At 64.6% G+C, this 13,778-nt stretch carries 11 protein-coding genes; 9 read left to right on the top strand and 2 right to left on the bottom strand.

Going from position 1 to position 13,778, the window contains the following annotated elements; translation table 11 throughout:
* The first annotated feature begins 39 nt into the window (after nucleotides 1-39).
* Nucleotides 40-2,673, top strand: a complete 2,634-nt coding sequence (locus tag V6584_RS03730) for a UvrD-helicase domain-containing protein (RefSeq protein WP_340469111.1) — start codon at nucleotides 40-42, stop codon at nucleotides 2,671-2,673.
* A gap of 177 nt (nucleotides 2,674-2,850) precedes the next feature.
* On the opposite strand, the gene V6584_RS03735 is transcribed toward V6584_RS03730, so the two are convergent.
* The gene (locus V6584_RS03735; RefSeq protein ID WP_340469728.1) at nucleotides 2,851-4,140 is read right to left on the bottom strand and encodes a nucleobase:cation symporter-2 family protein; all 1,290 of its coding nucleotides are present in this window, start codon (nucleotides 4,138-4,140) and stop codon (nucleotides 2,851-2,853) included.
* Between the two features lie 826 nt (nucleotides 4,141-4,966).
* On the opposite strand from V6584_RS03735, the gene rpsD reads away from it, so the two are divergent.
* The 7 genes from rpsD (at nucleotide 4,967) to mltG (ending at nucleotide 11,996) form a co-directional block, all read left to right on the top strand.
* The gene (rpsD, locus tag V6584_RS03740; RefSeq protein WP_340469112.1) at nucleotides 4,967-5,593 is read left to right on the top strand and encodes a 30S ribosomal protein S4; all 627 of its coding nucleotides are present in this window, start codon (nucleotides 4,967-4,969) and stop codon (nucleotides 5,591-5,593) included.
* Between the two features lie 173 nt (nucleotides 5,594-5,766).
* Complete coding sequence (locus V6584_RS03745) at nucleotides 5,767-6,435, top strand: histidine phosphatase family protein (protein ID WP_340469113.1); 669 nt, start codon at nucleotides 5,767-5,769, stop codon at nucleotides 6,433-6,435.
* A gap of 186 nt (nucleotides 6,436-6,621) precedes the next feature.
* The gene (locus tag V6584_RS03750) at nucleotides 6,622-7,104 is read left to right on the top strand and encodes a DUF948 domain-containing protein (RefSeq protein ID WP_340469114.1); all 483 of its coding nucleotides are present in this window, start codon (nucleotides 6,622-6,624) and stop codon (nucleotides 7,102-7,104) included.
* Nucleotides 7,104-7,343 carry a hypothetical protein gene (locus V6584_RS03755; RefSeq protein WP_340469115.1) on the top strand — a complete coding sequence of 80 codons (240 nt, stop codon included), beginning with the start codon at nucleotides 7,104-7,106 and terminating at the stop codon, nucleotides 7,341-7,343. Before V6584_RS03750 ends, V6584_RS03755 begins: the two co-directional genes overlap by 1 nt.
* A gap of 262 nt (nucleotides 7,344-7,605) precedes the next feature.
* Nucleotides 7,606-10,332, top strand: a complete 2,727-nt coding sequence (gene alaS / locus V6584_RS03760) for an alanine--tRNA ligase (RefSeq protein WP_340469116.1) — start codon at nucleotides 7,606-7,608, stop codon at nucleotides 10,330-10,332.
* Nucleotides 10,333-10,346: 14 nt separating this feature from the next.
* Nucleotides 10,347-10,811 carry a Holliday junction resolvase RuvX gene (gene ruvX / locus V6584_RS03765; RefSeq protein WP_340469117.1) on the top strand — a complete coding sequence of 155 codons (465 nt, stop codon included), beginning with the start codon at nucleotides 10,347-10,349 and terminating at the stop codon, nucleotides 10,809-10,811.
* Nucleotides 10,812-11,996, top strand: a complete 1,185-nt coding sequence (gene mltG, locus V6584_RS03770; protein ID WP_340469118.1) for an endolytic transglycosylase MltG — start codon at nucleotides 10,812-10,814, stop codon at nucleotides 11,994-11,996. It abuts the gene before it with no gap.
* Between the two features lie 44 nt (nucleotides 11,997-12,040).
* Here the strand turns inward: mltG and V6584_RS03775 are convergent, their stop codons facing one another.
* On the bottom strand, nucleotides 12,041-12,508 hold the full coding sequence (locus tag V6584_RS03775; protein ID WP_340469119.1) for a prepilin peptidase: 468 nt from the start codon (nucleotides 12,506-12,508) through the stop codon (nucleotides 12,041-12,043).
* 47 nt (nucleotides 12,509-12,555) lie between these two features.
* On the opposite strand from V6584_RS03775, the gene aroC reads away from it, so the two are divergent.
* Nucleotides 12,556-13,749 (top strand): chorismate synthase, encoded by a 1,194-nt coding sequence (aroC, locus tag V6584_RS03780; RefSeq protein ID WP_340469121.1) that lies wholly within the window; start codon nucleotides 12,556-12,558, stop codon nucleotides 13,747-13,749.
* Nucleotides 13,750-13,778 lie beyond the last annotated feature (29 nt).

Consider the following 13,778-nt stretch of genomic DNA (forward strand, 5'->3'; position numbering starts at 1 on the left):
TCTCTCAGGGCCCCAGTGGATGACGTCAAGAGGTGGCAAGTGTACGAGGAAGCCGATCAGGTACAGCGCAGCGCGGATGAGTTGCTGGAAGGCCTCAACCCGCAACAGGCCAAGGCGGTCCAGTACCGGGGTCCCGCCCTGCTGATCGGCGCCGGGGCCGGCTCGGGCAAGACCAGGGTGCTCACACGCCGCATAGCCTGGATCCTCAGTCAGTTCGGGGCCTGGCCCAGTCAGATTCTGGCCATCACCTTCACCAACAAGGCGGCCTCGGAAATGCGCGAACGGCTGTCCTCCCTGATCGGACCGGTCGCCGAACGCATGTGGGTGTCCACCTTCCACTCGGCCTGTGTACGCATACTCAGGCGCGACGGGAAGGAAATCGGGCTCAAGTCCGGTTTCTCCATATACGACACGGCAGATTCCGAACGTCTGATCAAGCTGATCGGGGCGGACCTGAACATAGACCTCAAGCGCTATACCCCGCGCCGCATCCTCTCGCGCATATCCGACTACAAGAACAACCTCCAATCCTGGCAGACGCAGCTGGCCGAGTATGCCCCCGACTACCGGCCGGGCCTCAAGGGGCAGCAGGTGGTGGGCCGATTCGGCAATGAGGAGGAGCTCTATTCGGTGGTCTATGCGGAGTATGAGCACCGTCTCGCCATGGCCAACGCCGTCGACTTCGACGACCTGATCGTGCGCACGGTCGACCTCCTGCGCCAGGCCCCCATGGTGGCCGAGTATTATCATCACCGCTTCCGTTACATCCTGGTGGACGAGTACCAGGACACCAACCACGCCCAGTACGTCCTTTTGAGGGAATTGGCGGGTGCGGACGGAGCATCGCCTGAGAAAGCCCCCTCCCAGGCCGCTTCCACGGGTGGGGCCCGGCCCCTGGCGGCAGGCAGGACCGGTCAGGCATGGATCACGGTTGTGGGGGATTCCGACCAGTCCATCTACGCCTTCCGCGGCGCCGACATCAGCAACATCCAGGACTTCGAGAAGGACTTCCCCCAGGCCAGGACCATCATGTTGGAGCAGAACTACCGTTCCACCCAGACCATCCTGGATGCCGCCAACGCCATCATCTCCAAAAACACGGGGCGCAAACCGAAGAAACTGTGGACGGCTCTGGGCAAGGGGGAACCGATCGTCGGCTATGCCGCCGACAACGCCCAGCAGGAGGCGGCCTGGATCGCCACGGAAATAGCCAGGCTCCGCTCGGAGGAGGGCATCGCTTACTCCGACATGGCCATCATGTACCGGGCCAACGCCCAGTCCAGGGCCCTGGAGGAGGCGCTCATCAACGCGGGTCTGCCCTATCAGCTCGTAGGCGGGACCCGGTTCTACGAGCGCAAGGAAATCAAGGATGCCCTGGCCTATCTGCACGCCATTGCCAATCCGGATGACGACGTGAACATGAGGCGGATCCTGAACGTGCCGAAGCGGGGCTTGGGGCCCAGGGCGGAGGCTGTGGCCGCATCGTATGCAGACCTGCACAACAGCAGCTTCTGGTCGGGAGTGGTCCACGCCGACCAGGTGGAGGGGGTCTCGGGCCTGATCGCCAAGCGGTTGGCCTCCTTCCGGGAGACCATCGAGGACCTGACCGCCTTCGCCTCCGATCACGACTCCAATCCCTCGCAGATTGTGGCTGAAGTCCTGGACCGTTCGGGTATGTTGGAACAGTTGAAGAGGTCGGAGGATCCACAGGACGAATCCAGGGTGGAGAACCTCTCCCAACTGCAGTCGGTGGCGGCCGAGTTCGAGCAGAAGACACCGGACGCCTCCCTGGCGGCCTTCCTCGAAACCACGGCCCTGGTGGCCGATTCGGACCAGCTGCCCGGGGCAGGGGACGATTCCGGCAAGATCACCCTGATGACCCTGCACACGGCCAAGGGGCTTGAGTACCCGGTCGTCTTCCTCACGGGCATGGAGCAGGGGACATTCCCCCATTCCAGGAGCCTGGAGGACGAGTCGGAGTTGGAGGAGGAGCGCAGGTTGGCCTACGTCGGGGTGACCAGGGCCAAGCGCAGGCTCTACCTGACGCGGGCGGCCGTGAGGGCCCAATGGGGTCAGGCCAATGACATGCTCCCCAGCCAGTTCCTGGACGACATCCCCGACGATCTGATCGACTGGAAGAGGCGTGAGGCCGGAACCGAACGTATGCGCGCCGGTTGGGGCCTGGATGGGGGAGAGGACGAATTCGGAGGCTTTGAAGACGATGACTTCGGCTCGGCCTTCGGGGGATCGCCTTTTGCCGGTTCCTCCTCGGCCCGTTCCTCATACGGTTCCTCCTACGGCCGTTCTTCCGCCCGTGCCTTGGGGGGCTCCGGTTCCTTCGGTTCCTCCTCCGGTTCGGGGCGGCGTCCCGCATCCTCATCCTCAAGAGGGTCCGGGAACGGTCGCGTCTTCACCCGTCGTGCCCCGTCGGTCTTCAGGAAGAAGCAGTCCCCGGCGGCTGGTCCGTCCGTCGCTTCCGGTTCCGCTCCTGCCGGCAATGGCCTGGACATAACCGATTTCAAGGTAGGGGACCGGGTCGCACATGACAAGTACGGTCTGGGCAAGGTCATCGACCTTCAGGACAAGGGCCGCAATTCCGTGCTGACCGTGGATTTCGGCTCCGACGGGGTCAAGCGACTCATGCTCCGTCTGGCGCCCTTGGAAAAGCTCTGAGATCCTGAGAGCCAGGACCGGCTGCGGCCGATGACGGGGCTCCGAACGGCCCGTGACAAGTCGTCAGGCTCCCCGGTCCGGCAGATTCCGGCCAAGACAGGCTCGGCCCCGGCGCCAGACGGGTCGGCCGACATGCCGACCTCCCTCGATCGGGGCTTTCCCCGGTCTCGTCCCGGCTCAGGATCGAGCCACCTGGAACCTTCCCTCCTCGGGCAGGACCAGGTTGAGGACCACGGCCACCACGAAGGCCACGGCGATGCAGTTGTTGGCGAAGATCGACCGGAATAGGGCCGGGAAGGCCACGAAAATCTCCTTGACCTGGGTGAATCCTATGCCGATGGTCAGGGAGAGGGCGGCTATCGTGATGTTACGCTGGGTGAAACCTGCCTCGGCGATCATCTGGAAGCCGGAGAGCATGATGTTGCCGAACATCATGATCGTGCAACCTCCAAGGACGGCCTGGGGCAGCGAGTTGAAGGCGGCGGCGACGCCGGGGACGAAGGAGGCCAGGATCAGGATGCACCCGCCCGAGAGAATCACCTTACGGTTGACCACCTTGGTCATCGACACCAGGCCGATGTTCTGGGCGAAGGAAGTGAGGGGCAGGCAGCCGAAAACACCGGAGACAATGGAGATGAGACCGTCGCCGGCGATGGCGCCGCTCATCTCCCTGTCCGTCGGCCTGCGGTCCATCCCCACCTTGCACAGGGCGGTCGTGTCACCGATCACCTCCACCGAGGAGACAACGTACAGGAGGGCGAAGGAGATGATGGCACCGGCATCGAATTCCGGCTTGAAGGGGATGAACCTGGGCAGGGATACGGCCTGGAGATTGTGGAATCCCGTGAAATCGACCTTACCCATGGTCAGGGCGGCCAGGTAGCCGACCACCAGGCCGAAGAGGACGGACAGCTGCTTGGCCGTCCCCTTCATGATGAGTTGGAAGGCCAGGCAGGCTATCAGGGAGATCGTCGCCAGGGTCAGGTTCTGCCAGCTTCCGAAATCCCGGGCGCCGGCACCGCCGCCAAAGGACTGGGCCCCGACCTGCAGGAGGGAGAAGCCTATGGAGGTGACGACGACCGCCGAAACGATCGGGGGCACGAACCGCTTCCAGTGATCGGCCGTCAGCCCCAGTATGAGCTCCACCAGACCGCCGGCCAGGACCGCGCCGACCACGGCCCCGTAGCCCTGATGGGCGACGATGGCCACGGCCGCCGCCACGTAGGTGAAGGAGATGCCGGTCACCATCGGCAGGCGGGCTCCCACCCGCCACAAGGGGTAAAGCTGGAGGCAGGTGCCCAGCCCGGCCACCAGGAGGCCGTTCTGTATGACCATGGCGGACTGCGCCGGAGACATCTTCGCTGCGGCCGCCACCAGGAATATGGGTGCCAGGTTCGCCACGAACATGGCCATGACATGTTGGAGCCCAAAGGGCAGGCCCTTCCAGAAGGATATGGGAGCGTCCATATCGGTCAGTGGGTTGGTCCCCTCCGGCGATGTCGCCGGCCGCCCCGACCCCGGCTTGTGTCCGTCCTGCTCGGTCATGTGCGATCCCCTTTCACCCGGGCGTACCACCGGGTCAGATTCCTGTCGCTTCTTCTCTCGTCTACGGCCGTGGAAACAGTCATCGAAGGCCTTCCGCGCCGGTGTGGGCCGGAAGAAGGGCTCCGCCCCTCTCCCAGAGACCTGCACAGGGCCCGATAACAGAGGAAGGCCATGCATGTCGACATGCATGGCCTTCCTCATGATGACGTCCAGGGAGCCCGGGTTCCGTATGGCGGTCCGCACCGGCACCATCCGCGCTGTCCGCGTGGCAGATGTTGAAGCCGTAGCAGGAGCGCTGCACGCGGAAACCGATTAACATGCCGTGCTCCTTCCTGTGATATGTGTGCGGCGACGCGAATTCGGTCACCTGACGATAGTGGGCACCATACATCCAGGCTGGGAGCCCTGTGAGGCGGCGGCGTGTCGTTGCGGATGCGGCCGTGCGGACAGGCGGTATCGGCATCAGGAGGGAAGCCCCTGGAGCCGCCCCCTTCCCCGTCCGGCAATCCCCGGCCCCGTCCGGCCGGCAGGGGGGGGGGCGGGGGAGTGGTTGCATCTGTCCCTTGGGGGTGGTTTACTGGTCAAGGTTCGGCTGATGGAGTCGAACCTGTCTGGAGTCTCAGCCCGTCAATGGGTCGGCGGCGGCAACGCCGTTCGTGCATGGCACGATGAAGCATTGGAGAGGCCTGACTCGACGGCTACGGCCGTCTTCGTTCAGATAACGACAGAAAGATGAGGATAAACAAACATGACCAATATTCAGCGCGCGCGCCGTCAGGTCCGCCTGTCCCGCGCCCTGGGCATCGCCCTGACGCCGAAGGCCCAGCGCCTCTTCGAGAAGCGCCCTTACGCCCCCGGTGAGCATGGCCGCACCCGTCGCCGCACCGAGTCCGATTATGCGGTCCGTCTGCGCGAGAAGCAGCGTCTGCGGGCGCAGTACGGCGTCTCCGAGAAGCAGCTGAGGGCAGCCTACGAGCGGGGCACCCATGAGTCCGGCCAGACCGGTGCAGCCATGATGCGTGAGTTGGAGTGCCGTCTGGACAACCTGGTCCTGCGTGCCGGCATCGCCCGCACCACCGCCCAGGCCCGTCAGTACGTGGTCCACCGTCACATCCTGGTCGACGGCAACATCGTGGACCGCCCCTCTTACCGGGTCAAGCCCGGGCAGACCATTCAGGTCAAGCCCAAGAGCCAGACCATGGTTCCCTTCCAGATCGCGGCCGAAGGCGTCCACCGTGACGTCCTCCCGGCGGTCCCCGGTTATCTTGACGTGGACCTGGCCTCCCTGAAGGCCACCCTGGTGCGCAAGCCCGAGCAGGAGGAGATTCCCGTCCAGGTGAACATCCAGTACGTGGTGGAGTTCTACGCACGCTGATGCGTAGAGTCTGACCGAAAGGGCCTCCGGGTTCAACCCGGGGGCCCTTTCGTATATCCACCGAGGGAGGGGACGGTCTCATTCGGCCTGACCGTGTTGCGGGGCTGCCGGCGGATGAGGCCGATCCATGGCCGGAACGTTGGAGGTGAGGTCAGGAATGAGATAATGGGACCATGCTGCTTCATATTCACGCGGTCCGCCATGGGCAGACCTACTTCAACAGATACAACCGGTTGCAGGGTTGGACCAACGCACCCCTGACAGAGGACGGTCTGGACGACGCCGACAGGGCCGGCCGCAAGCTGGCCGGGGTGCCCTTCCGGGCCGCCTACTGCTCGGACACCACCCGGGCCCAGGAGACGGCCCGTCGTATCCTGTCCGCCAACCTGACCCCAGACAGGCCGGAATTGGTCAGCGACATGCACTTCCGGGAACAGTTCTACGGCTACTTCGAGGGGCAGGACATGTCCCTGGCCTGGTGGGCCGCGGGCGCCCCCCATGGTGCGAAGACCTACAACGAAATCGTCGAGCGTTTCGGCCTTGGGGCCACCAGGGACTTCCTGAAAGAGGCCGATCCCTTCTCCGATGCCGAATCCGATGCCGAGTACTGGGAGCGGATCGAGGGGGGCTTCGCCCTGATAGCGGGCGACGGCCGTCTGGCGGACGGGGACCATGTCCTTCTCATATCCCACGGAAACACCCTGCTCAGCCTCATGCACCGGTTCGCCGGCAAGGGGTATGACCTGAGCGTCAGGCCGGCCAACGGAAGCGTGACCGTGTTCGATATGGACACGGATCTTCCCTTCGAAAGGGCTCTTACAGTGGTCTCGTACAATCAGTGAGGCCAGGAGGCCGGCCTGTGGCGGGGCCGAATGCCACCCTGAGGACATGCCCGCCGGCATGGGGCCCTGAGGGGGCCCGGAACCGCTGAAGCGACCTCTGCAGGTGAGGTTGAAGGGTCGCATTGCGATACCCTCGTCGTGATACCCTGAACCCCGAGTGTTATTTTCGAGGGAAGAAGGTTGCAGATGGACATCGGGCAAATCGCCGGACTGATAGCCGCCATCGCTTTCGCAGTTCTGGCGGGGTTTCTCATCTACCCTTTGATCAGGCTGGGCAAGCTCTTCGACCAGCTTGCCGAGACGGTCAAGCAGACCGGTGACCATGCGGTTCCCACCCTGGACGAATCGGCCACGACCGTGAGTCAGCTGAACCAGTCCCTGTCCGATCTGAACAAGGTGTCAGCCGCCGCCTCGACGACGGCCGCCAACGTGGGGGCCCTCACGGACCTCTATGGGTCCATGCTGGGCAAGCCGGTCATCAAGGTGGCAGCCGCCTGCTACGCCCTGAAAAAGACCGTCGGATCCTTCTTCTCCGGAGGCAGGCGCCGGGCGGATGCCGCCCCTGGCGCTGCCGGCAAGACGGCGCCGGATGGGGTCCATCGGGCTGCCGGCACTCCAGACGAGGCAGGGACGGGCCCTGCCACGACCACCGAAACCAAGGGGGCCTGATGTTCAAACGACTGTTCTGGATCGGTGTCGGTGCTGCCGCCGGTGTGATTCTCGTATCCAAGGCGGAGGCCTATGTCAGGGCCAACACCCCCAAGCGGGCTCGGGAGTTCATCATGGGCGAGGACCAGGATCGGGTCCCTCAGAGGACCCTGGCGGGTCTCGTGGGGGAGTTCACCACTGCCATGCGGTATCGCGAGGACGAGCTGAACCGGCGTTACACCGACCGTTTCCACGGCTGAAGAGCCCTGACTGCGCCCCCATCTCCCCTGGCATAGTTGACTTTTCCCTGGGCTGGTCCAAGGGTAAGGTTGGCTTGTCGTTGCACGTGGGCGAGAACCTGTCCCGTGACGGGCGCGGTCATGAGAGAACGGTCGGACTGGGCGGATTTCACCGCTGTGTCGGGCATCGGTATGCAAGGGCGGATGGCTGCACGGACCTGTCCGCCCATCATGAAAGACGAGGTCGTGCCTGCCTGCACGATCCGAAGGAGTTACAGACAATATGCGCACTTCCGAGATAGCCAGTCGCTTCCTCGATTACTTCCAGAAGCAGGGGCACCTGGTGGCCCCCTCGGCGTCTTTGATTTCCCCCAACCCCACCACACTGTTCACCATTGCGGGCATGGTCCCCTTCATCCCCTACCTCCTGGGTGAGCAGACCCCGCCCCGCAGCCGCATGGCCAGCAATCAGAAGTGCGTCAGGACACTTGACATCGACGAGGTCGGCAAGACCACACGGCACGGCACCTTCTTCCAGATGCTGGGCAACTTCTCCTTCGGCGACTACTTCAAGGAGGAGGCCATCCATTACGCCTGGGACCTGCTGACCAAGTCCCGCGACCAGGGCGGTTACGGGTTCGACCCGGAGACGCTGTGGGTCACCACCTACACGGATGACGATGAGGCCCGTTCCATATGGAAGAACGAGGGGTTCGACCCCGATCACATGGAGATCCTGGGCATGGAGGACAACTTCTGGACCACGGGAGGCCCCGGTCCCGGCGGTCCCTGCTCCGAGATCTACGTGGACCGCGGACCCGAATACGGCAGGGAGGGAGGGCCCTCCTCCGACGAGAACCGCTACATAGAGATCTGGGATCTGGTCTTCGAGAACTACGAGGTCGACAACGTCAAGTCCAAGACCGACCTGCACATCGTGGGAGAGCTCGAGCACAAGAACATAGACACCGGCGCCGGCCTGGAGCGCCTGGCCTATCTCCTCCAAGGCAAACAGAACATCTACGAGACTGACGAGGTCTACCCGGTCATCGAGGAGGCCGAGCGCCTCTCGGGACGTCGCTACGGGGACGACAAGTCGGACGACGTCCGCTTCCGTGTGGTGGCCGACCACATCCGCAGCGCACTCATGATCATGAGCGACGGGGTCCGTCCCAGCAACGAGGGGCGTGGATACGTCCTCCGCCGCCTCCTGCGCCGGTCCATCCGCTCCATGAAGATGCTGGGGGTGAACGACGAGGTCCTGCCCAGCCTCTTCCCCGTCTCCAAGGATGCCATGGCACCCAGTTACCCGGAGCTCAACGACACATTCGCCGCGGTCTCCGAAGCCGCTTACGGTGAGGAGGCCTCCTTCAGGAGGACCCTGGGCAAGGGCACGACCATTCTCGATGCCGCCGTCGCCAGGGCCAAGGACGAGGCCAAGGGGACCTCCCGGTCAGATGAGGCCGGCCAGGAGGGACAGACGGCCACTCCGGAAGTCAGCGGCAAGGACGCATTCACCCTCCATGACACCTACGGGTTCCCGATCGAGCTGACCCTGGAAATGGCGGCCGAACAAGGCGTGAAGGTGGACGAGGCCAAATTCCGGGAGCTCATGGCCGAACAGAAGGCCAGGGCCCGGGCCGATGCCCTGAAGAAGCGTCACAATGTCGACCTCAGCGTCTATGACGACTTCCGCAAGACCCTCCAGGCCCCGATAGACTTCCTGGGTTACACGGACTATTCCAGCCGTTCCCGTGTGATCGGCATCATCCAGGAGGGCAAGGGCGAGGTACCCGCGGCCACGGCTCCCGCCACCCTCGAGGTCATCCTCGACAGGACACCCTTCTACGCGGAGGCCGGCGGACAGCTGGCCGACCAGGGGGAGATCCTTTCCGATGATGGTGCCGTGCTGGAGGTCGACGACGTTCAGAAGCCGATCAAGGGTCTGATCGTCCACCAGTGCCGTCTGGTCGAAGGGACGCTCTGCCTGGACGCCCAGGTCACCGCCACGATCGACAGGGACCGGAGGGGGGCCATAGCCCGCTCCCATACGGCCACCCACATGGTCCACAAGGCCCTTCGCGAGGAGTTGGGCCCACAGGCGACGCAACGTGGTTCCGAGGACGCCCCCAACCGTCTGCGCTTCGACTTCCAATGGTCGCAGGCCCCCAGCAGGAGTGCCATGGAGGCCGTCGAGGCCAGGGTCAACGACCGGTTGCGAGACAACCTGGCCGTGACCACCCAGGAGATGAAATACGACGATGCCATAGCCCTGGGCGCCATGCACCTCTTCGGCGAAAAATACGGCGACGTGGTCCGCGTGGTCTCCATCGGAGAGGACGGCTGGAGCCGAGAGCTCTGCGGGGGCACCCATGTGGATCACGTCGGCAAGATCGGGGCCGTCTCAATCATGTCGGAGGCCTCCGTCGGGACCGGGGTGCGCAGGGTCGATGCCGTGGTAGGCCAGGGTGCCTATGAGTACAACGCGCGTGAGCACGCCCTTGTCTCGCAGCTCTCCGACAAACTCAATGCACGGCCAGACGAACTGGCTGACAGGGTGGCCGCCCTCCTCGACAAGTTGAAGGAGTCCGACCGCAGGTTGGCGGCCTCCTACGAGCAGCAGCTGGCGGGCAGCATTCCCGATATCGTCTCCCAGGCCCGTCGGTCCCCCGCCCCCGTCAAAGTCGCGTCGCGCAATGTCGGGCATTTCGGTTCGATCGAAGCCCTGCGCAAGACGGTGACCGATGTCAGGGCCCAGCTGGGCGAGGAGGATCCGACGGTCGTCGCCCTGGCCGGGGTGAGCGATGAGGGCAAGCCCGTCATCCTGGTGGCCACCAATGAGAAGGCCCGCAAGCAGGGCATCAAGGCCGGCGACCTGGTGCGCGGGGCCTCCAAGATCCTCGGTGGCGGAGGCGGCGGCAAGCCTGACTTCGCCCAGGGCGGCGGTCAGGATGCCGGAAAGATAGACCAGGCCCTCTCGGCCCTGGACTCCCAGGTCCAGGCCGCTTGAGCCCGGCAGGCAACATGAGCGCATCCGTCTGGTTGGGCGTCGACCTGGGCGAGGCCCGTGTGGGCCTGGCACTTTCAGACCCGGAACTGACCCTTGCCTACCCCATCGGGAACATAGAAGTCGGCGGCGATTACTTCCGTGCCCTGGATCAGGTGGTGGACCTGGTCCATGAGCGCTTGGTAGAGGAGGTCGTCGTCGGCTACCCCCTCCTTCTGAGCGGACAGGAGGGCAAGAGCGCCAAGAAGGCATCCCGGTGGGCGAGGAACCTGGCCCGCCTTCTGGATGCACCCCCGGTGGCCGAAGGCCATGGGGTTCGTGTAACATTACGAGACGAACGGTTGACGACGGTGAGCGCGCACAGGCAGTTATCCGCTGCAAGCGTAGCCGGTCGCCAGCACAGACCCAGGGTCGATCAGCAGTCCGCTGTCGTGCTGCTCCAATCGGCCCTCGACGAGCGCGCAGGCGGCAAGGAGCTGTAATTGGTCGAAGACTTGGACGACTTCTTTGAGGACAGGGGCCAGTGGGAGGGTCCGTCCGGATCCGACATGGACCTGCCCCCGAGGCCGCCGCGATCACGCAGGGAGATAAGGCGGAACAGGAAGAGCAGGAAACGCAGGAACCTGCTCAAGGTCCTGCTCTCCGCCCTCCTGGCCATTGCCCTGATTCTCGGGGTGTCCTACCTGGTTTCCCGCATCCACCGACAGGGACCGATCATCGGTTCTTCGCGCGATGTCGCGGACGATTATCCCGGGCCGGGCGAGACACCCATCGAGTTTTCCGTGGACACGGGGCAGAGTGCACAACAGATAGGCGCCAACCTGGAGAAGGCCGGCATCGTCGCCTCCCAGAGGGCCTTTGTCCAGTCGGTCAACGGCCAGCAACTCGCCGACAAGCTCTTTCCGGGCACCTTCGAACTCAAGACCAGGATGAAGGCCTCCGACGTTGTGGCCATCCTCACCGACCCCTCCAAGGCCGGAGGGTTCCTGGAGGTACGTTCCGGCGACAGGGCCCGCGATGTCATCGCCAGGGCGGCCAGGCTCTCGGGAGTCGGACAGGGTGATTTCGACGCCATCGTCTCCTCCGGCGGCAGGGGCATCCTCCCATCAGAGGCCGGCGGCCATTTCGAGGGCTGGTTCGAACCCGGCAGGTATGACGTGAAGAAGTTGGGATCGGCCGACAAGATCCTGCGCTCCATGGTCGAGAGGAGGACGGCCAAACTCGACCTGCTCGGGGTTCCCGAGGGGGAGGACCGTCAAAGGATCCTCAACGTGGCTTCGATAACGGAGGCCGAGGTTAACAAGGCCGAGTACTACGCCAAGGTGGTCCGGGTCATCGACAACCGGTTGGGCAGGGGGATGCCCCTGGGCATGGACAGCACGGTGGCCTACAGCAACAACGTCACCGCCCTGAAATTGACCAACGCCATGCTCCAGAACTCCCAGGACCCCTATAACACCAGAATCCGCAAGGGGCTGCCCCCGACCCCCATAGGGAGTGCCGGCGACGACGCGATCCAGGCCGCGATGAATCCCGAGAGCGGGGACTGGCTCTACTTCGTCACTGTCAACATGGACACGGGGGAGACCAGGTTCAGCACGGACAAGGCTCAATTCGACGAAGATGTCAAGCTCTACAAGCAGTGGGAGTCGAATCACAGAGGTTGAAGGAGGGGGATCACCACTGGCAGGCCAGGCGGTCCGCAGGCCCTTCACCCCATGACGACAGCCGCCAGCCCCGCCAGGATGGCGGCCCCGACTATCACCGGTGCGAAGGGGATGGAAACGGGCCCCTTCTCCCTGCGCGCCAGGAGGGCGGCCACGCCTAGCGCCAGGGCGCCGATCAGCCCCATCAGGAGCCACCAGACCAGGGCCGTGACCCAACCCAGGGCTCCCAGACTCAGTCCGGTCAGACCGGTGCAGGTCACATCACCCATACCAAGGGCGCCTGGCCTGACCAGGGCCAGGCAGGCCTGGAGGCCGGCCGAGGCCGCTCCCAGGGCCAGTGCCAGGATGAGAACCTCCCAGCGGCCTGTCATGGCGGAGGAGAGGCAGAGGGCGGCCGTCTGGACCAGGAGTCCGGCCGCCACCCAGGTCCGGGGTATCGTACGGCTGCGTATGTCTTCAAGCGCCAGGGCCAGGGCGATGACCAAGCCGGGCAGGGTTGTCAGGTAGACCATCTCCTAAGATATAGATAAAACGGGCGGAAAACACAAAAGGAGCTGGAATGTTGCGCTGGCAGACCGCTGGAGAATCCCACGGGCAGGCCCTTGTCGCCATGATCGAGGGACTGCCTTCCGGCATCAGGATCGGTACGGCCGACATTTCGAGGGCCCTGGCCCGGAGGCGGTTGGGCTATGGGAGGGGGGCCCGCATGGGGTTCGAGCAGGACCAGGTCCGCCTGCTCACCGGGGTCCGTCACGGTCGGACCCTGGGATCCCCGGTGGCGATTGAGATAGGGAACACCGAGTGGCCCAAATGGGAGCGGATCATGGCGGTCGACAGCCTGCCGGAGGGGGAGGAGCCGGAGCCCGAAGGCCGCAACGCCCCCCTCTCCCGTCCCCGTCCCGGCCATGCCGATCTGACAGGCATGCGGAAGTACGGTTTCACCGATGCCAGGCCCGTCCTGGAACGCTCGAGCGCCCGTGAGACCGCCTCCCGTGTGGCCCTTGGCGCCGTGGCTGCCAGTCTGCTGGAGCAGGCCCTTGGAATCAGGACCGTCTCCCATGTGCTCTCCATAGGGGGGGTGGGGGTCGAGGGGGAGCCCATCCTGCCCGGTCCCGACGACGGCCCCCGTTTGGATGCCTCACCGGTCCGCACCCTGGACCCTCAGGCCGAGCGAAGGATGGTCGAGCGCATCGACCAGATCAAACGTGACGGAGACACGGCCGGCGGCGTCTTCGAAGTGATCGCCTACGGGGTCCCGGCCGGTCTGGGGACCTATGCGGAGGCGGACAGGAGGCTTGATGCGGCCCTGGCCGCAGCCTTCATGGGGATTCAGGCCATCAAGGGGGTCGAAATTGGCGACGGCTTCGATGAGGCCGCCAGGCCGGGATCCAAGGCCCACGACGAGATGGTCACCGACGGGTCCGGCCATATCGCCAGGCTGTCCAACCGTGCCGGAGGCCTGGAGGGAGGGATGTCCAACGGTGAACCCATCCGGGTCAGGGCCGCCATGAAGCCCATATCCACCGTGCCCAAGGCGCTCAGGACAGTGGACGTGCTCACGGGTGAGGCCGCCACCGCCATCCACCAACGTTCCGACGTCACGGCCGTCCCGGCCGCAGCCGTCATCGGCGAAGCCATGATGAACCTGACCCTGGCCCGATTCTCGCTTGAAAAATTCGGTGGGGACAGTGTCGATGAGCTGTCACGAAACGCCAGGTCCTACATGGACTCCTGGCCCGAACACCTGAGATGAAGCAGAGTCCGAGAAGGAGCATGGGATAG

The organism is Bifidobacterium favimelis, assembly GCF_037963085.1.
In the GTDB taxonomy this organism is placed as follows: domain Bacteria; phylum Actinomycetota; class Actinomycetes; order Actinomycetales; family Bifidobacteriaceae; genus Bombiscardovia; species Bombiscardovia favimelis.